Here is a 26,595-nt window from a genome sequence, read left to right as displayed (position 1 = left end):
TAATGCACTCTGACCTGCGGTTTTCGTGATTGTTTCGGTACTGGGATTCGGTTAATCTCGACTTCATGATTCCCACTGTTGTCTGGGGTACAGGCAACATCGGCCGCGCCTCCATCCGGGCCGTCGACGCGCATCCGGCGCTGGAACTCACCGGTGTGCTCGTGCACGATCCCGCGAAGGTCGGCCGCGACGCGGCCGCGCTCGCGGGAATCGACGGCGAACTGGGTGTGGCGGCGACCGATGACGTCGAAGCGATTCTGGCGGCGGGGCCGCGAGCGGTGGTGTACGCGGCGTCCGGCGACATCCGGCCCGCCGACGCGCTGGCCGACATCGTCCGCGCGATCCGGGCCGGGGCGGTGGTGGTGACGCCCGCGCTCTACGCGTTGTACGACCAGCGCAACGCGCCCGAAGAACTGCGCGAGCCGGTGCTCGCGGCGATCGCGGAGGGCGGCGGGTCGCTGTTCGTCTCCGGAGTGGATCCGGGATGGGGCAACGACATCCTGCCGTTGCTGATCAGCGGGCTCGGCACCACCGTCGACGTGGTCCGCTGCCAGGAGATCTTCGACTACTCCACCTACGACCAGCCGGACTCCGTCCGCTACCTGGTCGGGATGGGGCAGCCGATGGACTACGAGCCGCCGATGCTCGCCCCGTCGGTGCCCATGATGGTGTGGGGTGGGCAGGTGCGGCTGATCGCCCGTGGTCTCGGGGTCGACCTGGACGAGATCCGGGAGACGCTCGACCGCCGTCCGCTGGAGAAGACCGTGACCACGCGGGCGATGGGCGAGTTCGAAGCCGGCACGCAGGGCGCGGTCCGCTTCGAAGTGCAGGGAATCGTGGACGGCGAGCCCCGGATCGTCATCGAGCACGTCACGCGGATCCACTCGTCGTGCGCGCGGGACTGGCCGATGCCGCCCAGCGGCGACGGGGCGCACAAGGTGATCATCGAGGGCCGTCCCCGGATCGAAGTCTCGGTCGAGGCCACCGACGAGGGCGAGAACCGGTCCGCCGGCGGTAACGCGACCGCGGTCGGCAGGCTGGTCGGCGCCATCGACTGGCTCGTGGACGCGAAACCGGGCCTCTACGACGCACTCGACGTCCCCTTGCGACCGGCCACCGGCAAGCTCGGAAGGAGCGCGCGATGAACATCGACATTCCCGAGGGCAAGGACCCGATCGGCTACGTGTGGGGCGAGATGGTGCCCGGGATCGGCGTCGCGGCGTCGAATCTCTCGCTCGCGGTGTACTCGCACACCACGCTCGGGCTCCGCGAGTTCGAGGCGGCCCGGCTGCGGATCGCCCAGATCAACGGCTGCGTCTTCTGCCTGGACTGGCGGACCGAACGCGACGGGGTGAAGGTCGAGGAGGAGTTCGCCGACGCGGTGACCGAGTGGCGCACCACCGACGCGTTCGACGAGCGGACCCGGCTGGCCGCCGAGTACGCCGAACGCTACGCGCTCGACCACCACGGCATCGACGACGAATTCTGGAAACGGATGGCCGAGCACTACAGCCAAAAGGAGGTCGTCGAACTGAGCATGAGCATCGGTTCCTGGCTCGCCTTCGGACGGCTGAACCACGTTTTGGGGATCGACACCGTCTGCGTTCTGCCGAAGATATGACAGTGCTTGTTCAAAGAATAGGCCGGGGGTGCCGCCCCCGGCCTATTGTAGATCGTCGTCACAGATCGGTGGCGACGATCTTTTCGATGTTCCTTTCCGCCAGCGCGGTGATGGTGACGAACGGGTTCACCGAGGTGTTCCCCGGAATCAGCGCGCCATCGATCACGTAAAGCCCCGGATATCCGTGGAGCCTGCCGTAATTGTCGGTCGCCTTGCCGAGTACCGCGCCGCCGAGCGGGTGGTACGTGAGGTGGTCGCCCCAGATCTTGTACGTGCCGAAGAGGTCGGTCCGGTAGATCGTGCCCTCTTTGGAATTGATCTTGTCGAAGATCGTCTTCGCCATCTCGATCGACGGCTGCTTCCACGCGGTCTGCCAGTCGAGGTCGACCCTGTTCGCGCTCGGGTTCCAGGAGAACGTCGCGCGGTGGGGGTTCTTGGTGATCGACAGGTAGAACGAAGCGTAGGTCTCGATGCCGGTGGGCAGGGGTGCGACCTCGGCGAACGCGCCACCCGCCGCCCAGTTGTCGATACCCGCGGTGGGGATGGACGACTGCAACGCCCCGGTGGCGTCCCACATGTGGTTGGCCCGTCCGCACATGACGTTCCCGTTGTCGCCCCAGCCTTTTCCGACCTCGTTGCTGAGGTTGGGCAGCGCACCGGTGGCCCTGAGCTTGACCAGCAGTTTGCTCGTGCCGACGCTGCCGGCGGCGAAGAACACCTTGTCCGCGGTGACGGACTTCGTCGCCGTCACGGTGCCGCCGGTGTCGAGCTGCTCCATCACCACGGTGTACCCGCCGCCGGACGCGGGCGTCACCGAGGTGACGCGGTGCAGCGCCGAGATCGTCACCCGCCCCGTCGCCTTGATCCGCGGGAGATAGGTCTGCTGCAACGACTTCTTTCCGGCGTTGTTGCCGTAGAGGATCTCTCCGGCCAGCGCCGACCTCGGAACCGTGCCCGCCTGTTCCTTCTTCATGTAGTCCCAGTCGTACACGTCCGGGACGAACAGGAACGGGAAACCGGACCTCTGCGCGTGTTTCCGGCCGACTCGCGCGTACTGGTAGCACTCGGCGGTCTCGAACCAGTTCGGGTCGATGGTGGCGACGCCGAGACCCGCGTTGGCGCGCGGGTAGTAAACGCCGTACATCTCGTCGGCGTTGACCGTGGGCAGGACGGCGCCGAAGTTCTCCCGTTTCGGCGTGACGGCCATGCCGCCGTTCACGAGCGAGCCGCCACCGACGCCGCGGCCCTGGTAGACGGTGATGCCGCCGAACTCCTCGGCGTCGAGGATCCCGGTGTGGCGGGGGACGTCCTTGTCCAGCGGGAAGCCGAGGAAGTTGCTCAACGGCTGCTTGGTCCGCGTCCTCAGCCAGAAGGAACGGTAGTCGGGTTTGGTGGTGTTGGCGAAGATCTTGCCATCCGTGCCCGGGGTGTCCCAGGCCATGCCGAGTTCGACGAGATGGACGTCGACGCCGGCCTCGGCGAGCCGGAGCGCGGCGACGCAACCGCCGTATCCCGAACCGATGACGAGTGCCGGGATTCGGGCGGCATCGGCGATCGAACTTTTCGCGGAAGCGGTCCCGCCGAGGGCGGCCGCCCCCAAGATAGAACCAGTTCCTGCGATAAAGAGGCGGCGGGATAACTGTCCGGAAGCGCTTCTCCGCATGGTTTCGTCGCTCACGTGATCTTCCTCACCGTTGAGGGATTTAGAACAAGTTATACCTGCGGTTATGCCGGGTGGCAATAAAGCCGGCCGATAGGCCACTATGTACTGCTGTGGAGTCCACTCGAGTTGATCGCTGGCTGTGGGCCGTCCGGCTGACCAAGACGCGTCCGGACGCCGCCGCGGCATGCCGTGGCGGCCATGTCCGCGTGAACGGCAAACCGGCCAAACCCGCGACCACGGTCGTGGCGGGTGACGAAGTGCGTGCGCGGGTGCACGACACGACGCGGATCCTGGAAGTGACGCGCGTGATCCAGAAAAGGGTCGGTGCCGCCGACGCCGCCACCTGCTTCATCGACCGGACGCCGGCGCCGCCGCCCGAGGCCGCCATCCCGGTCGCGCGGCGAGAGCGGGGCGCGGGGCGTCCGACGAAGCGGGAGCGCCGCGTGCTCGACCGGTTCCGTTCGGGTGAGGGCTGACCTGCCTACCCGTTGGCGCACAAGGTGTCACCGAGCGCCGAGCGCGCGTAGAACACTTCGCGTCCGGTCCGATGGCGCGTGATCAAGCCGGTGTCGTGCAGGACCTTCAGGTGCTGGCTGACCGCGCCGGGCGCCATGGACAGCCGGCGGGCGAGCGTCCGCCCGATCAAGGCAACTCCCCGGTGCCGGGCAGGCCGGAGGCGTGACGGACGACGTAACGGAGGCGTTCGTTCGTCGCTACCTGGAGGCGTTCTCCATCCATATCTCGACCTTCGTCCGTTCACATACGTGGACATAATTCACATCCGTTGACGAGCAACAGGGACGTGAACTATAAAGACGGGGTCCGGGTGTACACGCCGCAACACCTTCCGTCAGTCCGTCACGGAGGTTTCGGGTGTCCCGAAAAAGTCCTCTTCGTCGTGCCGTCCTCCCGGCGGTCGCCGCCGTGGTCGCCACCGCCGCACTCCTGCAGGTACCGCCCCAGGTGGCGGACGCGGCACCGGGACCCGGCGCGCTGACCGGCCTCGACCTCGGAGCGGCGAACCGCCGCGCGCCGGTCGCGGGGCTCTACGACTGGTCCAAAGCCGGGTATCGCGGCGGTGCCGCGCTGCCCGGCTCCGGTGAGGTGAATCCGAATGCCACCTGCCAGGTCACCGCGGCCGAGCTGGCGAGCCAGTACAACGTCAAACCCGACGACGGCGCCGACGACACGAACGGTATCCAGGCGGCGATCGACGGGATCAAGAGCGCGTGCTCGCCGTCCGGGAGCTACACCAAGCTCAGCACGATCACCTTCCCGGCGGGCCGATTCGACGTCACGCACGAGATCCACGTCGACGCCGACTACCTGATCCTGCGCGGCGCGGGCAAGGACGCCACGAAGTTCGTCTACAAACCCGACGCGAACACCCTCTACGACACCCTCACCCCGGACGGTTCCGACTGGGACGAGGACGGGATGACCTCGGGCGCGGGCAAGGGCGGCTGGCTGTGGCCCGGTCGCGGGCTGTTCCGTGTCCAGTCCAGGGGAGTGCACACGTCCTACTCCAGCGACTACGCCTCGGCGCCCGCGAACCGCAAGGACATCTTCGAGGGCACCATCAACGTCCATTGGAAGGCCGGGGTGAAGCTGCGGGGCAAGCCGGGCGACACCGCGTTCGCCGCGCGGATGGGGGACAAGGTCGTCCACTTGGCGAGCAGCGGCGCGCTGACCGCGCTCGCCGCCGGGAACCTGGTCAACATCAGGGCGGCCAACTCGCTGAAGTTCTACGAGCAGCAGCAGGCGACGCCGACCACGTTCCCGTTGCTGAACATGCACATGCGCCAGCAGATCTTCACGATCGCGGCGCTCGACACGTCCGCCCGCACGATCACCCTGGACAAACCGCTCGAGTACGACGTCCCGGTGAACTCCACTTCGGACGGTTCGGCCCCGATCGACGGCGCCACCTACGACTCGAAGGCGGCGCCGCTGGTCGACCCGGTGCTCGGAGTCGGATTCGAGAACCTCGGCTTCACCCAGGACATGCCGGGGCTGAACCCCGCGGAGGCGGACAACAACTACGGGAACATGGCGCCCGCCGCGGAGATGCACGGGATCGTCTTCAAATGGGCGGCGAACTCCTGGGTCCGCGGCGTCCGCGCGGAGATGACCGGATCGCATCCGATCGTCACCGAGGAGGCCAAGAACCTCCAGATCGTCGACAACGAACTCAACGGTTCGTGGAACAAGGGCAAGGGCGGCAACGGCTACTTCCGCGGCTCCCGCGTCTGGGATTCGCTCTACGCCGGCAACACTTCGACCCTGCTGCGGCATTTCACCTTCCAATGGTCCGCCGCGGGCAACGTGGTGATCGGCAACTCGTTCGACTCCGACCTCAACCTGCACGGCGGCTGGGAACGCAACAACCTGTTCGAACTCAACACCGTCAAGGTCTCGTACGCGCACCGCTCCGGGAACTGCCGGGCCAACTGCGGCGAGGAGGGTGGCGGCGGTCCCGACGACTCGAACTGGTTCCCGATCTGGTGGGGCGCGGGCAAGAAGGCGGTCAAGTGGTCGGGCGCTTCCGGCTACCGCAACGTGTTCTTCAACAACGCCATGACCAAGCAGGTCGCGGACAACGGGCCGTATAACGGCTTCTACGCCGACCGGCACCGCGTCCACTCCTTCGGCTGGGACGGCACCGCGTACAAACACCTCGATATCGGCGGCACACCGATCGCCGACTGGGCGAAGAACGAGCAGCGGGACTACACCGGAGGGCACGGGGTCGACGCCACCAAGACCGACGCCGCTTCGTCACTCTTCCTGAAGTCCGTCGACGGGACCCCGCCGTCCTCGCCGGCGAGCCAGAGCCCCACCACGACGACACCGACCACCACGACGACCCAGACCCCGAGTGCGTGCCTGAACGCGACGTTCACCCGTAAGTCGGTGTGGGACAGCGGCTACGGTGCCGGCTTCACCGTCACCAACACCTGTTCGGCCGCCGTCGGTTCATGGGCGGTCGAGTTCGACCTGCCCGCCGGGACGACCATCACCGGATCGTGGAGTTCGGTGCTGGCGAGGACCGGACAGCACTACCGGTTCGGGAACGCGGCCCACAACGGGAGCGTCAAACCCGGCGGCACGGCGACGTTCGGCTTCAACGCCGCCGGTCAGGGACTCCCGGTCGCGTGCTCGATCGCCGGAACGAAATGCGGAGGCACGGAATGACGAGGAAACGACTGCACGCCGCGATCGCGGCCACGGCGTCGGCGGCGGGCCTGTTCGGCGCCGTCGTCACCGCCGAGGCCGCCGCGCCCAGCCTGACCGCGGCCTTCGCCCAGAGCTCGGTGTGGGACAGCGGATACGGCGGTAAGTACACGCTGACCAACGCGGGCGACGCGAACAGTACGCAGTGGACGATCGAGTTCGATCTCCCCGAAGGCACCGCGATCACGACGTCGTGGAGTTCGGTGCTCACCAGGACCGGCCAGCACTACAAGGTCACCAACGCCGGCTTCAACGGCACGATCAAACCCGGCGGCACCGCGTCGTTCGGCTTCAACACCTCGGGGCTCGGCCTGCCGACCGGCTGCACGATCAACGGCAGCCCGTGCGGGGGAGGAGCGCCGAGCACCACCACGACCCCGCCCACCACCACGACCACGAGCAAACCGCCGACGACGACCACCAGTGTTCCCGCGGGAGACGTGATCGACGTGAGCACGGCGGCGGAGCTGCGGGCCGCGCTGGCCGTCGCGAGCCCCGGCCGGACCATCCGGCTGGCCGCCGGAACCTATCGGGGTTCCTTCGTGGCCACGAAACCCGGCACGGCGGGCGCGCCGATCACGGTGACCGGACCGTCGACGGCGATCCTGATCAACGACGGCCCGTCCGGTGAGGCGCCTTCCTGCCCGGCGCCGACCGCGGGCTGGGACTCCGGGTACGGCTTCTGGCTCTACGGTGCGCCGTACTGGCACCTCAAGGGCTTCACCGTGCAGGAGTCGAAGAAGGGCGTCGTCGCGGACAACTCGCACCACACCGTGATCGAGGGAGTGCGAGTACACCGGATCGACGAGGAGGCCGTGCACTTCCGCCGTTCCTCGGCGGACAGTGTCATCCGTGATTCGACGATCAGCCACACCGGTCTCGTGCAGGCGGGTTACGGCGAGGGCGTCTACCTGGGCTCGGCGAACTCGAACTGGGCGTGCCACGGGAACTCGGGCGGGGTCGACCGCAGCGACCGGATCCAGGTGCTCGACAACCACATCGGGCCGTACGTCGCCGCGGAGGCCATCGATGTCAAAGAGGGCACCGTGGACGGCGTCATCCGGGGCAACACCTTCGACGGTCAAGGGGTTTCCGGGCAGAATTCGGCCGATTCCTGGGTCGACGTCAAGGGGTCCGGGTACGTGATCGAGGGCAACACCGGCACCTTCGCTTCGCCGGGGACGTTCGCGAACGGCTACGAGACGCACAATCCCGGCACCACCCCGTCGTTCCCGAACGGGTGCGGGAACGTGTGGCGGGACAACAAGTCCGATCTCGGCGGGGTCGGCCAGTACGCCATCAAGATCACGTCGACGTCGAAGTGCTCGGATCGGCCCAACGTCGTCCACGCGTCCAACACCGTGTCGAGGGCGGTGAACGGGCTGACCAACATTCCCGTCACGCCTTGACAGGCGCCGGGGACGGGAGCTCCACGGCTCCCGTCCCCGGCGGGTTTCGAGGGGTAAGGCGAAGGTGGCGTGCGGTCGGCCCGTCGGCTGGAGGGCGTCGCGAAAGCCACTTTCGTGACATGCGCCGGCGAGCCGGTCAGGTGGGTGACAACTGCCTTTCCTCTCATCAGTCCCGGACCGCGGTGATCGCGACGGTGGCGTAGCGCACGGTGAACCGCCCGCCCATCCCGTCGATCACCGCGCCGACTTCAGCGAGGATCTCTTGGCGCACTGTGGATTCGACCCAGGTGAGCGAGCCGAACGTGGGGAGCTGGTCCAGCCATTCGTCCCGGGTGTAGACCCTGGCCCAGTCGTGGCGGCTTCGTTCCGGTTCGCCGAACCCACCTGCTTCGCGCAGGCCGTCGGCGACCTTCACGATGAGTGGCCCGTACGGGTCAGAGGGTTGTTTCGGCACGCTGTCGAGATCGATCGGGGAATCCGGCACGAGCCGCCGGTAAGCGTCCGCCAAGGCGTTCGCGACCTTTTCCGGCGGTTCGGGTACGTGCCAGAACGCGGCCAAGAGCCCGCCGGGCCGTAGCACTTCGGCGGCCTTGGCGGCGCCCGCCACCGGGTCGACCCAGTGCCAGGCCTGCCCGGAGACGAGCAGATCGAACCGGCGTCCGGCGGGGTCCCATTCCTCGAACTTCGCGACCTCGACGGCGACGCCGCTCCGGCGGGCGAACTCCGCCATCCGCGAGTCCGGCTCGACGCCAAGGACGTGACAACCCGCCGCCCGGAACTGGCGCGCTTCGATTCCGGTGCCTGCGCCCACATCGAGGACACCGCGGCCGGGCGCGGCGGCGATGAGGTGATCGATGAGTTCCGGGGGATAGGCGGGCCGGGTGCGGTCGTAGCGCTCGACGTCCGCGCCGAAGGAATCCGCGGCCTGTCGATAGCGATGAGGCTCTTGCCCCGAAGGTAGAGTGGGCATGCGCCCACCTTAAGTGGGCGCTTGCCCACTCGTCAACGCAAGGGAGCCGTATGCCGACAGGGGTAGCCCTGCGCGCCGTCCGCGCGCAGTTGTTCGACGCGGCGGAGCGTGTCCTGCTGCGGGAGGGGCCGAGCGGGCTCACGAGCCGCGCGGTGACCACGGAGGCGGACTGCGCGAAAGGTGTCCTTCACCGGCATTTCGACGACTTCGACGGATTCCTGGCCGAGTTCGTGATGGACCGGATCGAGAAGCTGGACGAGAAGGGTCTTCGGGAAGCCGTCGGTACCGGAACGGTCGTGGACAACCTCACCTCGGCGCTCATCGCGGTGTTCGAGTCGGTCGCGGTCGCGATCGTCCCGCTCGTGATCTTCCGCGACGAGCTGCGTGCCCGGTTACGCCGCGAGTGGCCCGCCGGGGTCCCGGTGCTGACCCAGGCCGCCATCATGATCGGTGGCTACCTCGACGCGGAACGGGCGCAGGACAGGATCGCGGCGGACGCCGACGTCGAGACCCTCGCGGCCACGCTCATCGGCGCCACACACCTGCTCTATGCCGACCGCACCGCGCCCGCGCCGGAAACGGCGCAGGTGCGGAAGGTGGTGGAGACGGTGATCGGGACTTGACAGCGCGGTGACGCCGCTGCCGACGTTGCGAAAGCCACTTTCGCAACACGCCACCTTGCCTCAGGACGCGAAAAGGCGGCGAGTCCTCAGTGGACTCGCCGCCTTTCCGGTGGATCAGGACTGCGCGGCGGTGACGGTGTGCCGCAGCAGCAGCGACGTCGTGACCGGGCCGACGCCACCGGGGACCGGCGTGATCGCCCCCGCGATCTCCTCGACCGCGGCTTGGTCGACGTCGCCGACGAGCCCGCCTTCGGGAGTCGGGTTCGTGCCGACGTCGATCACCACGGCACCGGGCTTGACGTGGTCCGCGCCGATGAAATGCGCGCGGCCGACGGCGACGACCAGGACGTCCGCGGTCTTGGTGACCGCCGCGAGGTCCTTGGTGCGGGAGTGACAGACGGTGACCGTCGCGTGCTCGCCGAGCAGCAGCAGCGCGGCGGGCTTGCCGACGATGGTCGAGCGGCCCACGACGGCGACCTGGGCGCCGGACAGGGCGACCTGCTCGCGCTTCAGGATCTCCAGCACCGCGGCGGCGGTGGCGGGCGCGTAGGTCGGGAGGCCCGCGGTGAGACGGCCGAGGCTGACCGGGTTGGCGCCGTCGACGTCCTTGCGCGGATCGATGTGCGCGCCGACGTCGTCGAGCGTCACGCCTTCGGGCAGCGGGGTCTGGCAGATGATGCCGTGGACCGACGGGTCCGCGGAGAGCTTGTCGAGCTCGCGGGTGACGTCCTCGCCGGTCGGCTTCTCGAGTTGGACCACGCGGCAGTCGACGCCGACCTTCTTCGCGGCACGCTCGATCGAGCGCACGTACCAGGCGGTGGCGTCGTCGTCGGTCGGCACGAGCACGGCGAGCGTCGGGGCGGTGCCCGATTCGCGGAGCTTGGCGGCGGTCTCGGTGACCTCGGCGGTGATGGCGGCGGCGATCGCGCGCCCGTCGATCAGGGTCATCGGGCGAGCCTTTCGCGAACCTGGGTGATGAGCGCGTCGGCGCGCCCGGCGGCGGGGGTGTACTCGGCGAGGCGGGCCTCGGCCTCCCTGCGGAGCTGCTCGTCCGACATGGACGCGAGGTTGACCTCGACGTTGACCACGCCCGATTCGAGGGCGGACTTGGCGGACGAAGCCGCGACCGCGATGTCGGAGATGACGTTGGTGTTGGCGCCTTCGAGGATCGAGGCGGCGACGTCGATGACCTCGGCGGCGAGGGCGGCCGTGCGCAGCGGAACCTCGGCGGCGCCGACCAGCGCGGCCTGGATCGCGGTGGTGCGCGCCTGCTTCTCCTCGTCGGTGGCCTTGGGGAGCTTGTACGCGGCGACCACGGCGTCGAACGCGGCGGCATCGTCGGCGGCGAGGCCGAGCGCGCGCGTCCGGAGGTCTTCGGCCTTCGCGAGCGCCTCGGTCATGGTGGCCTCGTGCTCGGCGTACTTCGGCTTGCCGATGGTCAGGTTGCACACCATGGAGACCAGGGCGGCACCGACCGCGGCGTTCATCGCGGCACCCGCGCCACCACCGGGCGTCGAGGCCTTCGATGCCAGCTCGTCGAGCCACTGACCGACCGGTTGAGCCTCCACGCGATGTTCCCTTCCCGCTGGTTTTGCCGTCGCGCCGAAGCCTACCCGGGGGTTCCCGGACAGCCCGAAGGCCACCTTCGCGACGATCGACATCGGCGAAGGTGGCCTCCGGCCAGCGGGGTCAAGACCGCTGGTACTCCTCCCACGTGAGCTTCGGCGTGACGGCGGGGCCGTCGTCGGAACCGCGGCCGGCGAGGCCGTTGTAGCCGAGGTAGTAGTCACCGGCCTGGTGCTGCGCGCCCGACGACAGGTCCGGATCGGACAGTGCGATGGCGTGGATGTGGTAGGCGAAACCCTGGGCCGGGGTCCGGACCCAAGCCGCGAAGCCCACCTGACGCAGCTTCCGTGCGACGTCGGTCCGCGTGGTCGAGGACATGCCCTCGACGCCGATGTCGAGCGCGCCACCACCGTCGTGAGTCCCGGCCGAAGCGCCGACGCCGCCGGGGTTGTACGAGCCCTGTGTGATGGTGAGCTGCCTGCCGAGCAGACCCTCGGCCTTCACCAGCATCGCCTTGGTCCGCGTGTTCATCGTCTTGCCGTGGTAGGTCAGGCGGCTACCCGCCGAGACCACCGCGGTGACGGTGTACCGGCCCTCGCCCAGCTTCTCGAGCGACGTCTTGCCCGGCAGGCCGGAGGCGTCGATCCCGGTGTAGCCCAGCGACTTCTGGTAGCTGGAGTACGCGGTGATGGTCGACGTCCCGAAATGGCCGTCGACGTACTGCTGGGCGAGCAGTCCCTTGGCGGCGAGCGCCTGCTCCACCAGCAGCACGCTGTCCTTGGCCCCGGGGGTCAGCGCGCTGTCGGCCCGGCGCGGGTCGATCTGCGCGGCCTTGAGCACCGCTTCCATGCTGGCCGTGGGCAACGCGGTCACTTCGGCGCCGGCCGGTGCGGCGGCCACGCCGAGGGAGAGCGCGGTCGCTGTCGCGAGCACGGCTACCTTGGTCAACAATTCCTGCCTCCTGAGCGGATTCGGTTTGTCCGGACAGCATGGGCAGCGTGAATACAAGGGCCGTACAAACGAACGTTCTTCAGGTCTGGTCCGGGCCGGTGACGAACAAGGTCACCGCCTCGGACAAAGTCCGGCAATGGGCGTCATCGGGGTGTTTGGCGGCTTCCCGCTCGAGTGGGCGCAGCCGGTCTCTCGTGCGGACCGATTTGACCGTTTCGGCGCTTTCGATCGCTTGGATGCCGACGGACAGCGCCTGGTCGCCGTCCCCGTCGAGAATATGCCCCGTGGCCAGCATGGCCAGGCACAGTGAACGGCTGCGCGCCATATCCGGACCGTAGCCGCGAACGGCGTCGGTGAGTGCGGCGATGGCCAGTCCGACATGACGGCCACCCTTGCGCAAAGCCAGGTCGGTGTGCACCGACCCCGCCATCGCGGAAACGTCGACCTCGGTGAAGAACCTGGCCCAGTCGGGTGGCTCGGCTTCATCCTTTTCGGCGAATTCCTCACCTGCTTGATCCACCAGTCCGACGGCGAGGTTCGCGTCGCCTTTCTTGGCGTAGGCCCAGCCTTGGTTCGCGCTCAGGATGCTCGCGGCCAGCTTCGAACCGGCACGCTTCGCGGCGAGCCTGCCCAGCTCGAATCGGGCGAGGGCTTCGTCCGTGACGCCGTAATGCAGATCGATCCGGCCCCGCCGGTAATGGATGTTCGCGATCAACTCGGCGTTCTCGCCGTCGGCGGCGAGCTCCAGCGCGACATCGAGATGGTGCTGCGCGGCGCCGACGTGACCGCTGTCGAAACAGGTCCACCCGGCGAGGTTGTGCAGATCCGCGACCGCGGAGAAAAGCCTGGCCCGCAACGGTTCCGAGATCGACATCGCGAGCATCCGGTGGCCGCGATGGATCCGGACCACGACGGCGTCGCGGCACATCCCGCCCCCGAATTGGTAGTCGACGGCACGGAGCGCCTTCGTCTGCGTTTCCAGCGCCTCGACATCGCGGTTCCCCACCCGGTCCGGAGTGAGGTGGCGGCGAGCGGTGCCTTCAGGATTTGTCATGGTCATTCAGCCCCTGACGTAACCCCCAGCGCGAGTTTCGTGGTTTCAAAGCCTACCCGAACGTCAACGCGCACTCAGGTACGAAGACAGGTAGTTGTACGGGTGTCGTCCAGCCGGAACAAGCGCAACCTGATAAGACTTCCAGTGGATGCCGAAAGGTCGAGACCCATATGGTGCTGCGTGTTTCACCGCCTTCGCGAGCCCGTCTCCGACTGGTCTCCTCGGAGGAGACGCGTAAGACACCCCGGGTGGGCGGCCGTCTGGATCGGTACGGCGAGATCGCCGACCGGCGGCTGGCCGCGATCCTCGCCGCCGAGGACGTGGCGGAGGAGTACGGGCTGAGCGCACACACGCGCACGACCTGTTACACGCACCGCTGCTGGGTGCACCAGTGCATCTCCGATCCGTTGCACGTACTGGTCGTCACCGGGCACCGCTGGTGCAGGCGCTGCGACCGCACGGTCGACGTCGAGATCGACGAGACCATTCCGGGATCGGTCGAACTCTATTGCGACGGCTGTGGTGTCCCGCCGGACACGGTCGCGAACCGCGAAGTGCTCTTCGCCTGCCGGAGCAGCCTGATGGCCATGCACGGAGGCGAAGCATCGACGCTCTATGTGGTGCCAGACAGCTGAATTCGGATTGGGCTGACCGAGCGAACGGGCCCCAGGCCTCGTTGACCGCCGGTCGCAGGCGTCCGTACGGTTCAGGGGTGGGCACTGCGGCCGCAGCAGGCCGGCCGGGCAACATCCCCGCCGGGACCACGAGTTTCGTGGGTCGAAAGAAGGACATCGCCGAGGTCAAGAGACTTCTGTCCAAGGCGAGGCTGGTCACCTTGACCGGGGTCGGTGGGGTCGGCAAGACGAGGCTGGCCCTGCGTACCGCCGCCGAACTGCGCCGGGCCTTCCCCGACGGTGCCTGGCTCGTCGAACTCGCGGATCTGTCCGACCCGGACTTGATGGCTCACACGGTACTGGAGGCGCTGGGCGTCCGCGACGACACGGGCCGCGACCAGGCGGACGTGCTCGCGGATCACCTGAGGGAGCGCCGGATCCTGGTGATCCTGGACAACTGCGAACATCTGATCGAGGTCTGTGCGGCGTCGGCGGACCGGCTGCTGAGGGTGTCGCCGGGGCTCCGCTTCCTCGCCACCAGCAGGGAACGGCTCGGGATTCCGGGAGAGCACCTCTGGCAGGTCGCGCCGTTACCGCTGCCTGAGCCGCTGGTCCCGCTGCGCTCGGAGGCTTGGCGTGGCTATCCCGCGATGACGTTGTTCGCCGAACGGGCGGCCGCCGTCGAGCCGGCGTTCGCCGTCACCGACGAAAACCAGGCTTTGGTCGCGAACGTGTGCCGGATGCTCGCGGGGATACCGTTGGCGATCGAGCTGGCCGCGGTCCGGGTCCGGGCGCTGTCGCTCGAAGAGCTGGAGACCCGGCTGGCGGACAGCTTCCACTTACTCGCCAAGGGTGAACGCGGCGGACTGCCCAGGCACCAGACACTGCTGGCAGCGGTGGAATGGAGCCACGACCTGTGCGGAGCCGCCGAGCGGGTCCTCTGGGCGCGGGCGTCGGTCTTCGGGGGTGGGTTCAGCTTGCACGCGGCCGAATCCGTCTGCGCGGGGGACGGGCTGCCCGCTCGTTCGGTGCTCGGGCACCTGGCCGGGTTGGTGGACAAGTCGGTCCTGCTCTTCGAACGCGACGGTGACCGGACGAGGTACCGGCTGCTGGAGCCGCTTCGCCAGTTCGGCGGGGCGAAGCTCCGCGACATGGGTGACGAGGACTCGATCCTGCGCCGTCATCGGGACTACTACCTCGCGCAGGCCGAGCAGAGCGAGCAGGAATGGTTCGGGCCGAATCAGGCGGAGATCTTCACGCGGACCAAACTGGAGCACGCGAACCTGCGCGCCGCGCTCGACTATTGCCTCGCCACGCCGTCCGAAGGCAGGACCGGGTTGAAGCTGGCGGGCACGTTGTGGTTCTACTGGGCGGGTTGCGGTGTGCTGGGGGAGGGGAGACACTGGCTCGACCACGCGCTCGAAGCCGTCCCAGACGGCGGCGAAGACCGCTTGAAAGCATTGTGGGTCAACGGATACGTCTCAACCCTGCAGGGTGACGTCTCGCATGCGGTGACCTTGTTGGGGGAGTGCCGCACGGAAGCGGGCAGGGTCGGGGACGAGGCGGCGCTCGCCTACGCGACCCACCGCCTGGGTTGCAACGCGCTGGTCGGCGACGACGTCGGCTACGCGAAGGACCTGTTCGAGGACGCCCGAATCCGCTATCGGCGGCTGGGCGAGATGAACGGCAACGTGATGCTGGCCGGAATCGAGATGGCGATCGCATCGATCTTCCTCGGCGAATTGGAGGAGGCCGCGGCGCTGTGCGAAGAGGCGCGCGCGATCGGTGCCGCGCATGGCGAGGAATGGGCCTACGCCTACGCGATCTACGTACTGGCGCTCGTGGCGCTGAACCGGGGCGAATTCGAGCTGGCGACCGGTTACGCGCGCAACTGCCTGAGGATCAAGCGCACCTTCAACGACCTGCTCGGCATGGTGCTGTCGATCGAGGTGCTCGCGTGGATCGAGTCGTCGCTGCGGCACTGGGTGCGCGCGGCGACCCTGCTCGGCTGTGCGGGGCGGATCTGGCAATCGGTCGGCTACCCGATGTTCGGCTCGAAGTACTTCGGCGCCCCGCACGGTGACTGTGAGGCGGCGACCCGTGAGGCGCTCGGTGACAGCCGGTACGCGGTCCTGTCTCGGTACGGGAGCGAGTTCACCTTGGAAGAGGCCGTCGCCTTCGCGCTCGACGAGGCCGAGGTGGCGGAGAGCGCTCCCGTCGCCGAGGTCGAGACGGTACTCACCGACCGAGAGCACGAGGTCGCGGTCTTGATCACCGACGGCCTGTCCAACCAGGAGATCGCCGATCGGCTGGTGATCTCCCGCCGCACCGCCGAGGGCCACGTCCAGCGCATCCTGCGGAAACTGAGCTTCGATTCCCGTGCGCAGATCGCGGCCTGGGTGACCCAGACGGCGGTGCGAAGCGAGCGGAATGGCAGCGTCCGAGGGGGCCGTCCGGAGTAGTCGGTGGTTTGGACCACCACTGTTACCGAAGCTTGATCTGGACATATCGCGCGGACCGCTACTTTGTTGTGGCGCGCAACGAATTGCCTCGCCCGTGGATTTCCAACGCCGGAGGTGTCACGACGTGAACCGGATCTTCGTGCAGTCCAAACGGCGGAAAGGGGTCCGGGGCGCGCTCGCCCTCGGCCTTTCCGCGCTCCTGATCTCTGCCGGGCTCGGCGGTGCCACCGCCGCGGCCGCCGACTACAGCCAGAGCGCCGCGTCCTTGAACGCGACCCAGGCGCAGTTCTCCTTCACGCCGGCGACCCCCGCGCGCTACGTCGACATCCACTACACCGGCGTTCCGGGAGTGGGGCAGCAGAACGTCCGCATGACCGACAACGGGGGCACGTGGCGGCACGCCGTCGGCTCGCTGTCGGCGGGCACGGTGCTCGACTACTGGTTCACCTACGAGAAGAACGGGCCGCAGTACGACACCCCGCACTTCACGTACACCCACGGCGGCAGCGGCACGACCGTCGCGTCACCGACGTTCGATCCGCCGGGCGGCAGTTACCCGAGCGCCCGCTCGGTGACCCTGTCGAGCACGACCGCGGGCGCGACCATCCGGTACACAGTGGACGGTTCCGCGCCGACGGCGTCGTCCACTCTGTACACCGGGCCGGTCACGGTCTCCGCGTCCTCGACGATCTCCGCGATCGCACTCAAGTCCGGTTCGGCGAATTCCCCGGTGACGTCGGCGAGCTACACGATCGGATCCACGCAGGCGACCTGCCCGGCTCAGGCCGAGGTCCCGGACTTCGGCCCGAACGTGCGGATCTTCGACCCGGGGATGTCCGCGGCGTCGATCCAGTCCCGGCTCGACGCGGACTTCAACGCGCAGAAGGACACCCTGGCCGCGCAGTTCACCGAGCGCCGGTACGCGCACCTGTTCAAGCCCGGCGTGTACAACGGCATCCACGACAACGTCGGCTACTACACCTCGGTCGCGGGCCTCGGGCAGAACCCGGGCGACGTCGTGATCAACGGCGACGTGACCGTCGACGCGTTCAACGAGTCGGACAAGGGTGTGGCGCTGCAGAACTTCTGGCGCTCGGCGGAGAACCTGGCCGTCGTACCGAGCAGCGGATCGACCCGCTGGGCCGTCGCGCAGGCCGCGCCGTTCCGCCGGATGGACATCCGCGGCGGGCTGCAGCTGTACCCGGCCAGCTACGGGTTCGCCAGCGGTGGTTACACGGCCGACAGCAAGGTGTCCGGGCAGGCCGCGTCGATCTCGCAGCAGCAGTGGTACACCCGGGACAGCAGCTACGGCAGCTGGGACGGCGGGGTCTGGAACATGGTCTTTTCCGGGACGAGCGGCGCTCCCGCGAACACTTTCCCCAACCCGCCGGAGACGACGCTCGGCACCACGCCGGTGTCCCGCGACGTCCCGTACCTGTACCTCGACGGCTCCGGCAAGTACCGCGTGTTCCTGCCTTCGCTGCGCACCAACGCTTCCGGGCCGAGCTGGGCCAACGGCGGCACTCAGGGCGGCTCGCTGCCGATGAGCCAGTTCTACGTGGTGAAGGCAGGGGACACGGCGGCGTCGATCAACACCGCGCTCTCGCAGGGCTGCAACCTGTTCTTCACTCCGGGCGTCTATCACCTGAACCAGACGCTCAACGTGACGAAGGCGAACACCGTCGTCCTCGGCATCGGTTACCCGACTCTGGTGCCGGACAACGGTGTCGATGCCATGAAGGTCGCCGACGTGGACGGCGTCCGGATCAAGGGCCTCCTGTTCGACGCCGGGACGACCAACTCGCAGTCGCTGCTCACGGTCGGGCAGGCGGGCTCGACGGCGAATCACTCCGCGAACCCGACGACCTTGCAGGACGTGTTCTTCCGGATCGGCGGCCAGATCGCGGGGAAGGCGACGAACAGCCTGATCGTCAACAGCCGTGACACGATCATCGACCACATCTGGGCGTGGCGGGCCGACCACGGGAACGCCGGCACCTACGGCTGGACGATCAACACCGGTGACACCGGCGTGGTCGTCAACGGCGACAACGTGCTGGCCACCGGGCTGTTCGTCGAGCATTACCAGAAGTACCAGGTGATCTGGAACGGCCAGAACGGCAGGACGATCTTCTTCCAGAACGAAATCCCGTACGACGTCCCGGATCAGGCAGGCTGGAAGAGTCCCAACGGGCTGAACGGGTACGCCGCGTACAAGGTGGGGGACAATGTGACCTCCCACGAGGCGTGGGGACTGGGCAGCTACTGCTTCTTCAACGACAACCCTTCGGTGAACCTGTATCACGCGTTCGAGGTGCCGAACCGCTCCGGCGTCCGGTTCCACAACATGGTGACGGTTTCGTTGAACTACAAGGGGACCATCACGCACGTGATCAACGACGCCGGGGCGGTGACGCCACCGGACACACGGCCGAGCAACCTGGTGAGCTACCCGTAAGGCCGGGCCACGTCTCGCGAAGGACATGAAGGACCCCTTCACGGCGCTAGGCGCAATGAAGGGGTCCTTCATGTAGTTGGGAAGGACGCTTCCTCTGCCAGGGGAGTGGACTCGTCAAAGAAGCCCTCGCGGCGTGACTCTGGACGCCGGCAGGGCGGCCGTGTCCTGTGTGTCCGCTGGGGACACTCTTCGGTCACTGAATGACTGATTTGTGCCGATATGTACAGTTCTGCAACGGGTCGTGAGTGGTAATGAGGGGTTAGAACCCAATTTAACTTAGCTTAAGTTGATCTTGGACGAGGTTGACAGGGGGGTGAAGGCTCCCTTCGCTGCGTCTGATGCGACGAAGGGGCACCTTCGGCCTGGTCGTGGGTCGAGGGGGTCGTGGGGGGGGGTTTTTGGTTTTCCCCCCCCCCCCCCCCCCCCCCCACGACCCCCTCGTGAAATCGCCCCTCCCGGCATCACTCAGACATTGAGTCGGCGAAAAGTGTCCTTGGTGGACAATCGGGGGCACAGTCGGCTCCTGTCGGCCAGGGCAGCCGAACGCGTGACCTGCGGCAATCCTCACCGCTTGCGATCAAGATCCCCCATTCAAGATCAACTTAAGCTACGTGGCCTTGGCTTGGAAGCCTCTTTGCCACTCACGACCCCCGTCGCGAAGCCGTGCAAAGTACTCGAATCGGGCAGGCGGGTCTCGATTAATGTCCCTTGTGGACGGTCAAGGTTTATTTCCCTGAAACGGTTTCTGTATAACGCTCTATACCGCGCGGCGGAAGACGTCCTCAATCAGGCTCAAATCCGTGATCAGCAAGGATGCCCAAGCCGCCGCCGAGCGGACTGGTGTTCGGCGCCGCGCTGGACAAGCCGCGCCCGCGGGGCGACTCAGCGACCCTCCCGGCCGCCTTCATAGGCCCGCTCGTGTAGCCCAGAGAGCCAGCCGGGCCGCAGCTCCCAGCCTGGCGGTGGGTTGAGCATCGGATCGAAGGCGGGACGAGGGGAGTCTTCGTCGACCTCCTGGAGGGTCAGTGTCGCGCAGGGCTTCCGATGGCCGTTCGCGCGGACGGTCTCGACAAGGTAGGTCACCGGCCCTTCGGCCACCAGCGTCTCAATCCGCCCAGCGACGCTTCGGCGTGCCGTGACGTCTCCGCGCGGGCCGACAACCAGACCAATTCACCCTTTGTGCGATAGGGCAGCAACGTGCTGTAGCGACCGGTGGTCCAGGCGCGAGCCGGCCGCGGCAACACGCGGCCGGCGAGGCCGGTGCCCGAAGTGGTCAACGCGAGATCCCACGGGTGGCCCCCGACGGCCGGATCCACACCGCCAGCCCGAGCGCGTCAGGCACGCGCCCTGGCAGACCGGCTCCCTTGGACATCCGCACGGTGACGGCGACCGGCTCTTCCGGAAGTGTGAGGTCATCGCGCCTCAAAGCCTGAAGTTCTCCTTTGAGTAGTAGTCCGTTCGGGTGGAAGGCCCTCGCGCCGCGAAGCGCCGCCAGCGCGTGAAATCCGGCGTGGAAAAGCCTGCCGACCGGCCCTGCCTGCGGTGCGTTGTCTCGGCCACGATTTCCACCCTCCTGGTGACGTGTGTGCTCCGCGGGGACTACCCCGGGCGAGCCGGATTACACGGGAATTCCCACGGAATCGAGAACGCCGGTTTTCCGGTGTGAGTGGCTTCCGCCCGGGTACTCGACGTGCTGTTCGCTCATCGTGTTCCACCTGGATCGGAGGAAATCCATGACTGCATCGCCGGCCACGGTTCGGCGGGCTCCGCGCCAGCTCATCGCCCTCGGCGTGGGCGCGGTCTTCCTGCTCGTCGGCATCCTCGGCTTCATCCCCGGCATCACGACGAACTACGAGCAGCTGAGCGGTGCCGGGCACCAGTCCGGCGCGTTGCTGCTGGGCGTGTTCCAGGTGTCGATCCTGCACAACATCGTCCACCTGGCGTTCGGCGTCGCGGGCATTCTGCTGGCCCGGACGGCGACCGGCGCGAAAGCGTTCCTCGTCGGCGGCGGGGTGATCTACCTCGTGCTCTGGCTGTACGGGCTGCTGATCGACCACGGGTCGGCGGCGAATTTCGTGCCGGTCAACACCGCCGACAACTGGCTGCACCTCGGGCTCGCCGTCGGGATGATCGCCCTCGGGCTCATTCCGCTCTCCGGTTCGAAGGCGCCGATCGCCGACTCGCGCTAGTCCGTTCCCCTGAATTCTCTGGAGGTTGTCAGTGTTCCGTCATACCAAATCGCTCCAATTCGAGGCCAAACCGGAAAAGCCGGACGCTTTGTACGCCCGTAAGCTGCAGGAGCTCATCGGCGGCGCCTACGGTGAAATGACCGTCACCATGCAGTACCTGTTCCAGGGCTGGAATTGCCGGATCGAGGGCAAGTACAAAGATTTGATCATGGACACGGCGACCGAGGAGATCGGTCACGTGGAAATGCTCGCGACGATGGTCGCCCGGCTCCTCGAAGGGGCGCCCGCCACCACGGTGGCCGAAGCCGCGAAGGATCCGGCCACCGCGGCGATCCTGGGCGGGATGGATCCCCAGCAGGCGATCATCTCCGGTGGCGGCGCCACGCCCAGCGACAGCCAGGGCTATCCCTGGAACGGCCGCTATGTCGTGGCGTCCGGCAATCTGCTGGCCGACTTCCGGGCGAACGTCGCGGCCGAGGCGCAGGGCCGCTTGCAGACGGCCCGGTTGTACAACATGACCGACGACCCCGGTGTGAAGGCGATGCTGCAGTTCAACCTCGCGCGGGACACGGTGCACCAGAAGCAGTGGCTCGCCGCGATCGAGGAACTCAAGGCCGACGGCCTGGAAAGTGACATCGCGCCGACGGCGTTGTTCGACGAGGAGAACCGGGAGCACAACAACACCGTTTGGCACCTGTCCGACGGTCCGGACGGTTCGAAGGGCGGCTGGAGCTTCGGTGAGGACGGGATCGAGTACCTGATGGAACCCGAGCCACTCGGCGGACCGGGCACCGCCCCGAAGCCCGATCCGGCGCTTTACGGCACGTACGCGCCGCTGCAGGACGCGGTCGGGACCGTCAAGGGCAAGGTCAAGGACGCCAAGAAGAAGGCCACCAAGTCGAGCAAGAGCTAGGCATCCCTTCAGTAAGGAAAGTCCGTGAAGGCCTCCTTCCCTACCCTGAAAGTAGGGAAGGAGGCCTTCACGGCCAGGCGCATAGATGATCAGTCGGTGGTCTTCGTTTCGGCTTCGGCGACCGCGGCTGCTTCGTCGTCGTCCATCGCCTTGGTGTCACGCGGCGGGAGGAAGGGTTCGTCGTCGGCGGGGGATCCGGCGGCGCGCTCCTTGCCACGCGCGAGTTCGGCGTCCAGTTCGGCGCCGAGGAGGACGGCGATATTCGAGATCCACAGCCAGATCAGGAACACGATGACACCGGCGAGCGAACCGTAGACCTTGTTGTACGACCCGAAATTGCCGACGTAGAAGGCGAACCCGGCGGTGGCCGCGGCCCAGAGCAGTACGGCCACGAGGCCGCCCGGGGTCAGCCAGCGGAATTTCGGCTGCCGCACGTTGGGGCTCACCCAGTAGAGCATCGCGAACGCCAGCCCCGCGAGCAGCACGATCACCGGCCATTTCGCGATGTCCCAGACGAGGACGCCGGTCGAACCGAGGCCGATCAGGTCGCCGAGGTAGCGGGCGACCCCGCCGGTCGCCACCACTCCGGCGGCGCACAAGGCGAGCACGAACAGCACGGCGATGGTGAGTCCGACCCGCAACGGCACGGTCTTCCAGATCGGGCGGCCTTCGGGCATCGAATAGAGGACGTTGGACGCCCGCATGAACGCGCCGATGTAGCCGGACGCGGACCACAACGCGCCGGCGGTGCCGAGGATCGCCGCCGGTCCGGCAAGGCCGCCGGTCTGGGACAGCTCTTCGATCGCACCGATCAGGATGTCCCGGCCCTGACCGGGTGCTATCCGGCCGACGTTTTCGACCAGGGCCTGGGTGGCCGACGGACCGAGTAGACCGAGGATTCCGGTCAGCACGAGCAGACCGGGAAAGAGCGAGAGCACGCCGTAGTAGGTGAGCGCGGCGGCCCAGTCCAGCATGTTGTCGCGGTTGAACTGGACGAACGTCCGTTTGAGCACCGCCCACCACGATCGTCGGGACAACTCGGTGGGACCGTCCGGGTCTTTCGCTGTGGCAGCCACGGGAACCTCCTGCTGGGATTCCTTGGCTTACCCGGTGGTGCCGGGGCGAAACGGGTGGTCAGGCCCGGCGTGGCCGCGATGGTGGTGGCGGGACAGTCTTCGCCAGCACGATGTCCGCCAGCCGGATCGTCGCGAGTCCGCGTTTGGTCTCCACGGTGCACTCCGTGTCGCCACGGGAACGGAGGTAGCCGAGCGCGTCGGTGAACCCGCCCTCGATCCGGTACCGGACGACGACCCTCGTGCCGGGCGGGACGTCCGGAAGGGTCACCGGTTCAGGTGGGCGGTGAGCTCGTCGTCGCTCGGCTCGACCAGGTGGGTGCCGTCCGGCCAGACGATGGTCGGGATGCGCCGCTCACCGTTCTGCAGCGCCCGCACGGTCTCCTCGGCGCCGGAATCCGCTTCGACGTCGATGTAGTCGTACTCGATGCCCTTCGAGTCGAGGAGGGCACGGCTGCGTTTGACGTCGGGGCACCAGCCGGCGCCGTACACGGTGAGGTCACTCATGGATCACAGCATGCCAGGTCGTGGTCCGGCGGCGCGTTCGGCGAGGGCCGCACGGTCGGCGAGCCCGGTCTTGGCGAGCAGGCTCGCGACGTGCTTCTCGACCGTCCGCGGCGAGATGTGCAGGCGGGCGCCGATGTCCTTGTTGCCCATCCGCTCGGCGAGCAGCACCAGGACCTCGTACTCGCGCACGGTGACGCCGGACGCTCGCAGGTCGCCGGGGACCCGGTCGACCCCGGAGCGGCGCTGCCGGACGGGTGCGCCGAGTTTGCGCAGGAGACTCCGGCAGGCGGCCGCGACCGCCGGGATGTCCCTGCGGTGGAAGTACTCTTCGGCCTCTTTGAGCCAGCCCGCCGGATCGCCCCAGCCGTCGGCGGCGGCCGGTTCGGCGATGAGCCGGAGCCCGAGATGGCGGGCCAGGGGATAGGGCGCCGACGTCTCCAGCGCGGCGGCCACCGCCTGTCCGGCCGCCGCCGCGTCGCCTCGCCTGCCGTGCTCGACCGCGTGCGCGAACTCGACGAACTGCCGGTTCCACCGCATCCCGCTCACGGCGGATCCGTTCTCCGGGCAGGGCGCGCCGCCGAGGGTGTCGACGAGCGTCCGGAGCCCGTGCTGGCCGGCGAGGTGGAACCGGCTCGGCCGCCGGTCCTCCAGCTCGATGACCTGGTCGAGTTCGCGGCGGACCCGCTCGAAGTCCTCTTCGAGCAGTGAACAGAAGACCCGCGCCAGCCCGATGCTGAGCACCATCTCCTGCGCGTTCTCACCGCCGCTCTCCCGGAAGTCGTCGAGCGCCTGCTCCATCGCGGGGCGGTCGGCCCGGTGCCCGGCGGACATCGCCCTCGTCATATGGGCGTACTGCAGCAACGCGGTCAGCCGGAGCCTGCCCAGCACGGCGAGGTTCTCCGCCAGCAGCGCGTGCGCGGTGCCGAATTCGCAGCGTAGGATCGCGTGCATGGTGCGCACGGAATCGACCGCGCAGTGCAGGGTGATCGACCCGGTGCGCTGGGCGTCCGCGCGGGCGAGCAGCAGGGTCTGCTCGTCGCCGTTCATCAGCACGCGATGCCCGCCCAGCCGGACCAGCGCCTGGGTGCGCAGGTGGTGGAGATGGTTGTCCTCGGCGGTCCGCCGTGCGAGCTGCATGTAGCGCTCGGATTCGGTGAGGTCCCGCGACAGCGCGAGCATGCCGAGCACCTGCAGCGCCTGGCAGACGACGAACGGCTGCTCGGTGGCCTCGGCCACCTTCCAGGCCTGACGGGCGAGCCGTTCCGCCGTGCCCGCCCGGCCGGGCACGTCCAGCCAGAGGTTCGCTTCGACGGCGTCGAGCGCGGCCTGCTGAGCAGGCGAGATCGCCGAACCGAGTGGAGCGCGGGCGCGTTCGATCTGGCCGAGGCATTCGTCGTGCCGTCCGGCGATGTAGGCGGCCCAGGCCAGCTGGGTATGCAGTTTCGCGGCCCGTTCGAGAGTGCCGATCTCGCCGAATCCGGCGGAAAGCTCGACGGCGCGGTCGAATTGACCGGTCCGCCCGAGCGCGTGCACCAGCGTCTCCAGCACCTCGGCCCGATCACCCGCGTCGGCCCCGGCGAGCAGGTCGACGGCCTTGGTGAGCATCGTGACCGCCGAGTCGGCGGCGCCCGCGTCGAGGGCACGGCGACCGGTTTCCGCGAACAGGCGGCCGGCCGCCTGTTCGTCCAGCGCGGTCAGCCGGAGCGACGCGACGAGCGCGCACAGGTCGCCCGGCAGCCCCGGGTACAGCTTTTCGACGGCGTCGGCGGTCTGACGCGCGAGCGCCGCCTTCCGTGCCGGTGACTGGCGTGCCAGTAACGCTTCCGCGGTCAGCGGATGACGGAAGGCGTACCAGCCGGGCGTCGTCTCGTCGGTGGTCACCAGGTTCGCCGAGACCGCGGCGCTCAGGTGGTTGTGCAGGGTGCGGTCGTTCGTGCCGGTGACCGTCTGGACCACCGTCAGCGGGAAGCGGCGGCCGATGATCGCCGCGACCGACAGCAGCTCGCCCGCCTGCTCGCCGAGTTGCTCCATCCGGACGCCGATGCTGGTGACCAGTGCGGCGGGAACGCGGGCGCGGAGCTCGCCGATGACGCGCCAGCCGTCGCGGCCCTCGACCAGCAGTCCGTCGTTCACCATGCCGTGGAGCAGTTCCTCGACGATGAACGGAAGGCCGGCACTGTTGCGCCACAACAGTTCCGCCGCGGCCGACGGAAGCAGTCCCGGCTCGGTCTCGAGGCAGGCGGCGGCGAGGGCGCGGGTGTCGGCGAGGCCGAGCCTGCCCAGTTCGACGAGGGCGCAGCTCATCCGCTGCGCGCCGGAGGTCGCCAGGCGCAGGGCGTCGGAGGGCTCGTTGCGGAGGGTGCCGACGAACAGGGCCTGCGCCGCGGGCAGGTTGTCGACGAGGTATTCGAGAATGAACAGCGTCTCGGCGTCGGCGTCCTGGAGATCGTCGAGGACCAGGAGCGCACCGCGGTCGCGGCTCGTGACGGCCAGCAGCCGGAACACCGCTTCGGCGAGCACCAGCAGTGAGCCCGATTCCCGCGGCCGGTCGCCCCGGCCCCAGTCGGGGACGAGCTGGGCGAGCACGGGGATGAACGGGTCGAGTTCGGCGGCCGCCGGCGGGCCGCCGCCACGGAAATGCGACCACAGCGCCTGGGCCAGCGGCCGGAACGGGACGAGCGGGCCGATCGAACTGGCCCGGCCTTGCAAGACCGGGATGTCGGCGGCGACCGCTCGTGAGGCGGCCTCGATGGCGAGCCGCGATTTGCCGATGCCGCCTTCGCCCACGAGGAAGATCGCGCCGCCGCGGCCTGCGATGGCGCGATCGAGAGCTCCGGAGAGCTCGGCCAGTTCGGCGTCGCGGCCGATCACCCGCGACGAACGGATCCCCACCGCCGTGACTATAGCGAGCGGATTTCCCCGCCACGGCCAATAAATGATCACGAAGGCGGGCGGCGCGAACCCGCCTTCGTGATCCTGTCTCAGATCCGACAGGCGGAGCTGAGGATGTAGCGCAAAAGTGACCGAACGCTTGAACCCGCCCGGCCGAAAGGCCCGGCTATCGCGGTCGCGGGTTCACCGGCGGCTACTCAGATCCAGCCGCCGGTGAAGACGCTGACGACGGACGGAGAACCGGGGTCCGTGGACAGGGTGGCGAGCGGGTTGGCGCTCAGCCGCGGCTTGCCGCCCGCCAGCGCGTGGTTGCGCGAGCCGACCTCGAGGGCGCGCGGCAGGTTCACGGCGCCGAGGACGTCTTCGGTGGCGGGCAGATCTCTTTCGTACATGCGG

General features: G+C 68.1%; 24 protein-coding genes. 11 read left to right on the top strand and 13 right to left on the bottom strand.

Translation table 11 applies throughout. The features are described 5' to 3' along the window. Window positions 1-65: 65 nt before the first annotated feature. The gene (locus AC069H_RS16875) at window positions 66-1,145 is read left to right on the top strand and encodes an NAD(P)H-dependent amine dehydrogenase family protein (RefSeq protein ID WP_478232902.1); all 1,080 of its coding nucleotides are present in this window, start codon (window positions 66-68) and stop codon (window positions 1,143-1,145) included. Then, window positions 1,142-1,621, top strand: a complete 480-nt coding sequence (locus tag AC069H_RS16870) for a carboxymuconolactone decarboxylase family protein (protein ID WP_478232901.1) — start codon at window positions 1,142-1,144, stop codon at window positions 1,619-1,621. The genes AC069H_RS16875 and AC069H_RS16870 overlap by 4 nt, the downstream gene beginning before the upstream one ends. Window positions 1,622-1,679: 58 nt before the next feature. Here the strand turns inward: AC069H_RS16870 and AC069H_RS16865 are convergent, their stop codons facing one another. Next, window positions 1,680-3,221 (bottom strand): GMC oxidoreductase, encoded by a 1,542-nt coding sequence (locus AC069H_RS16865; RefSeq protein ID WP_478232900.1) that lies wholly within the window; start codon window positions 3,219-3,221, stop codon window positions 1,680-1,682. 173 nt (window positions 3,222-3,394) lie between these two features. Between AC069H_RS16865 and AC069H_RS16860 the strand changes: the two genes are divergently transcribed. After that, window positions 3,395-3,760 (top strand): RNA-binding S4 domain-containing protein, encoded by a 366-nt coding sequence (locus tag AC069H_RS16860; protein WP_340681739.1) that lies wholly within the window; start codon window positions 3,395-3,397, stop codon window positions 3,758-3,760. 5 nt (window positions 3,761-3,765) lie between these two features. Here AC069H_RS16860 and AC069H_RS16855 read toward each other — a convergent pair whose 3' ends face one another. Beyond that, window positions 3,766-3,930 carry an ArsR/SmtB family transcription factor gene (locus AC069H_RS16855; RefSeq protein ID WP_478232899.1) on the bottom strand — a complete coding sequence of 55 codons (165 nt, stop codon included), beginning with the start codon at window positions 3,928-3,930 and terminating at the stop codon, window positions 3,766-3,768. Between the two features lie 227 nt (window positions 3,931-4,157). Between AC069H_RS16855 and AC069H_RS16850 the strand changes: the two genes are divergently transcribed. Next, complete coding sequence (locus AC069H_RS16850; RefSeq protein WP_478232898.1) at window positions 4,158-6,479, top strand: cellulose binding domain-containing protein; 2,322 nt, start codon at window positions 4,158-4,160, stop codon at window positions 6,477-6,479. Further along, window positions 6,476-7,927, top strand: a complete 1,452-nt coding sequence (locus AC069H_RS16845; protein WP_478232897.1) for a cellulose binding domain-containing protein — start codon at window positions 6,476-6,478, stop codon at window positions 7,925-7,927. Before AC069H_RS16850 ends, AC069H_RS16845 begins: the two co-directional genes overlap by 4 nt. Before the next feature lie 166 nt (window positions 7,928-8,093). Here AC069H_RS16845 and AC069H_RS16840 read toward each other — a convergent pair whose 3' ends face one another. Next, entirely contained in the window at window positions 8,094-8,897 is an 804-nt protein-coding gene (locus tag AC069H_RS16840; protein ID WP_478232896.1) for a class I SAM-dependent methyltransferase, read from the bottom strand. Window positions 8,898-8,947: 50 nt separating this feature from the next. Between AC069H_RS16840 and AC069H_RS16835 the strand changes: the two genes are divergently transcribed. After that, window positions 8,948-9,520, top strand: a complete 573-nt coding sequence (locus AC069H_RS16835; RefSeq protein ID WP_478229430.1) for a TetR/AcrR family transcriptional regulator — start codon at window positions 8,948-8,950, stop codon at window positions 9,518-9,520. Between the two features lie 114 nt (window positions 9,521-9,634). Here AC069H_RS16835 and AC069H_RS16830 read toward each other — a convergent pair whose 3' ends face one another. The 4 genes from AC069H_RS16830 to AC069H_RS16815 all read right to left on the bottom strand — a co-directional run bounded on the left by AC069H_RS16830 (window position 9,635) and on the right by AC069H_RS16815 (window position 13,091). Beyond that, window positions 9,635-10,468, bottom strand: coding sequence for a bifunctional 5,10-methylenetetrahydrofolate dehydrogenase/5,10-methenyltetrahydrofolate cyclohydrolase (locus tag AC069H_RS16830; RefSeq protein WP_478232895.1), 834 nt, complete (start codon window positions 10,466-10,468; stop codon window positions 9,635-9,637). Next, window positions 10,465-11,088: a cyclodeaminase/cyclohydrolase family protein gene (locus AC069H_RS16825; RefSeq protein ID WP_478229432.1), complete on the bottom strand. Its 624-nt coding sequence runs from the start codon at window positions 11,086-11,088 to the stop codon at window positions 10,465-10,467. The genes AC069H_RS16830 and AC069H_RS16825 overlap by 4 nt, the downstream gene beginning before the upstream one ends. A 121-nt stretch (window positions 11,089-11,209) precedes the next feature. Next, on the bottom strand, window positions 11,210-12,037 hold the full coding sequence (locus AC069H_RS16820) for a peptidoglycan-binding protein (protein WP_478229433.1): 828 nt from the start codon (window positions 12,035-12,037) through the stop codon (window positions 11,210-11,212). Between the two features lie 79 nt (window positions 12,038-12,116). Beyond that, entirely contained in the window at window positions 12,117-13,091 is a 975-nt protein-coding gene (locus tag AC069H_RS16815; protein WP_478232894.1) for a hypothetical protein, read from the bottom strand. 248 nt (window positions 13,092-13,339) lie between these two features. Between AC069H_RS16815 and AC069H_RS16810 the strand changes: the two genes are divergently transcribed. From AC069H_RS16810 to AC069H_RS16800, 3 genes are all read left to right on the top strand, one after another. Beyond that, entirely contained in the window at window positions 13,340-13,726 is a 387-nt protein-coding gene (locus tag AC069H_RS16810) for a hypothetical protein (protein ID WP_478229435.1), read from the top strand. Window positions 13,727-13,803: 77 nt separating this feature from the next. Next, the gene (locus tag AC069H_RS16805; RefSeq protein WP_478232893.1) at window positions 13,804-16,167 is read left to right on the top strand and encodes an ATP-binding protein; all 2,364 of its coding nucleotides are present in this window, start codon (window positions 13,804-13,806) and stop codon (window positions 16,165-16,167) included. A gap of 124 nt (window positions 16,168-16,291) precedes the next feature. Then, the gene (locus tag AC069H_RS16800; protein ID WP_478232892.1) at window positions 16,292-18,625 is read left to right on the top strand and encodes a chitobiase/beta-hexosaminidase C-terminal domain-containing protein; all 2,334 of its coding nucleotides are present in this window, start codon (window positions 16,292-16,294) and stop codon (window positions 18,623-18,625) included. Window positions 18,626-19,704: 1,079 nt separating this feature from the next. On the opposite strand, the gene AC069H_RS16795 is transcribed toward AC069H_RS16800, so the two are convergent. After that, entirely contained in the window at window positions 19,705-19,941 is a 237-nt protein-coding gene (locus AC069H_RS16795; protein ID WP_478232891.1) for a hypothetical protein, read from the bottom strand. A 417-nt stretch (window positions 19,942-20,358) separates the two neighbouring features. Between AC069H_RS16795 and AC069H_RS16790 the strand changes: the two genes are divergently transcribed. Beyond that, window positions 20,359-20,814 carry a DUF4383 domain-containing protein gene (locus AC069H_RS16790; RefSeq protein ID WP_340681753.1) on the top strand — a complete coding sequence of 152 codons (456 nt, stop codon included), beginning with the start codon at window positions 20,359-20,361 and terminating at the stop codon, window positions 20,812-20,814. A 31-nt stretch (window positions 20,815-20,845) separates the two neighbouring features. Further along, complete coding sequence (locus AC069H_RS16785) at window positions 20,846-21,727, top strand: manganese catalase (RefSeq protein WP_478232890.1); 882 nt, start codon at window positions 20,846-20,848, stop codon at window positions 21,725-21,727. An 89-nt stretch (window positions 21,728-21,816) separates the two neighbouring features. On the opposite strand, the gene AC069H_RS16780 is transcribed toward AC069H_RS16785, so the two are convergent. The 5 genes from AC069H_RS16780 to AC069H_RS16760 form a co-directional block, all read right to left on the bottom strand. Further along, window positions 21,817-22,803 (bottom strand): YihY/virulence factor BrkB family protein, encoded by a 987-nt coding sequence (locus AC069H_RS16780; RefSeq protein ID WP_478232889.1) that lies wholly within the window; start codon window positions 22,801-22,803, stop codon window positions 21,817-21,819. 58 nt (window positions 22,804-22,861) lie between these two features. Next, window positions 22,862-23,071, bottom strand: a complete 210-nt coding sequence (locus tag AC069H_RS16775) for a putative acetyltransferase (protein ID WP_478229441.1) — start codon at window positions 23,069-23,071, stop codon at window positions 22,862-22,864. After that, complete coding sequence (locus AC069H_RS16770) at window positions 23,068-23,307, bottom strand: glutaredoxin family protein (RefSeq protein WP_125677434.1); 240 nt, start codon at window positions 23,305-23,307, stop codon at window positions 23,068-23,070. The genes AC069H_RS16775 and AC069H_RS16770 overlap by 4 nt, the downstream gene beginning before the upstream one ends. Window positions 23,308-23,310: 3 nt before the next feature. Next, a complete protein-coding gene (locus tag AC069H_RS16765; RefSeq protein ID WP_478232888.1) occupies window positions 23,311-26,199 on the bottom strand; it encodes a helix-turn-helix transcriptional regulator in 2,889 nt (962 codons plus the stop codon). A 197-nt stretch (window positions 26,200-26,396) separates the two neighbouring features. After that, window positions 26,397-26,591: a hypothetical protein gene (locus tag AC069H_RS16760; protein ID WP_034318598.1), complete on the bottom strand. Its 195-nt coding sequence runs from the start codon at window positions 26,589-26,591 to the stop codon at window positions 26,397-26,399. Between the last annotated feature and the right edge of the window lie 4 nt (window positions 26,592-26,595).

The organism is Amycolatopsis sp. NPDC043887, assembly GCF_056435665.1.
The sequence above is the reverse complement of the archived record's forward strand: the minus strand, read 5'-3'. Positions and strand labels throughout refer to the sequence as shown.

Coding starts and splice junctions, on each gene's coding strand:
- AC069H_RS16875 (WP_478232902.1), top strand. CDS start 66: ATGATTCCCACTGTTGTCTGGGGTACAGGCAACATCGGCCGCGCCTCC.
- AC069H_RS16870 (WP_478232901.1), top strand. CDS start 1,142: ATGAACATCGACATTCCCGAGGGCAAGGACCCGATCGGCTACGTGTGG.
- AC069H_RS16845 (WP_478232897.1), top strand. CDS start 6,476: ATGACGAGGAAACGACTGCACGCCGCGATCGCGGCCACGGCGTCGGCG.
- AC069H_RS16840 (WP_478232896.1), bottom strand. CDS start 8,897: ATGCCCACTCTACCTTCGGGGCAAGAGCCTCATCGCTATCGACAGGCC.
- AC069H_RS16835 (WP_478229430.1), top strand. CDS start 8,948: ATGCCGACAGGGGTAGCCCTGCGCGCCGTCCGCGCGCAGTTGTTCGAC.
- AC069H_RS16830 (WP_478232895.1), bottom strand. CDS start 10,468: ATGACCCTGATCGACGGGCGCGCGATCGCCGCCGCCATCACCGCCGAG.
- AC069H_RS16815 (WP_478232894.1), bottom strand. CDS start 13,091: ATGACAAATCCTGAAGGCACCGCTCGCCGCCACCTCACTCCGGACCGG.
- AC069H_RS16790 (WP_340681753.1), top strand. CDS start 20,359: ATGACTGCATCGCCGGCCACGGTTCGGCGGGCTCCGCGCCAGCTCATC.
- AC069H_RS16770 (WP_125677434.1), bottom strand. CDS start 23,307: ATGAGTGACCTCACCGTGTACGGCGCCGGCTGGTGCCCCGACGTCAAA.
- AC069H_RS16760 (WP_034318598.1), bottom strand. CDS start 26,591: ATGTACGAAAGAGATCTGCCCGCCACCGAAGACGTCCTCGGCGCCGTG.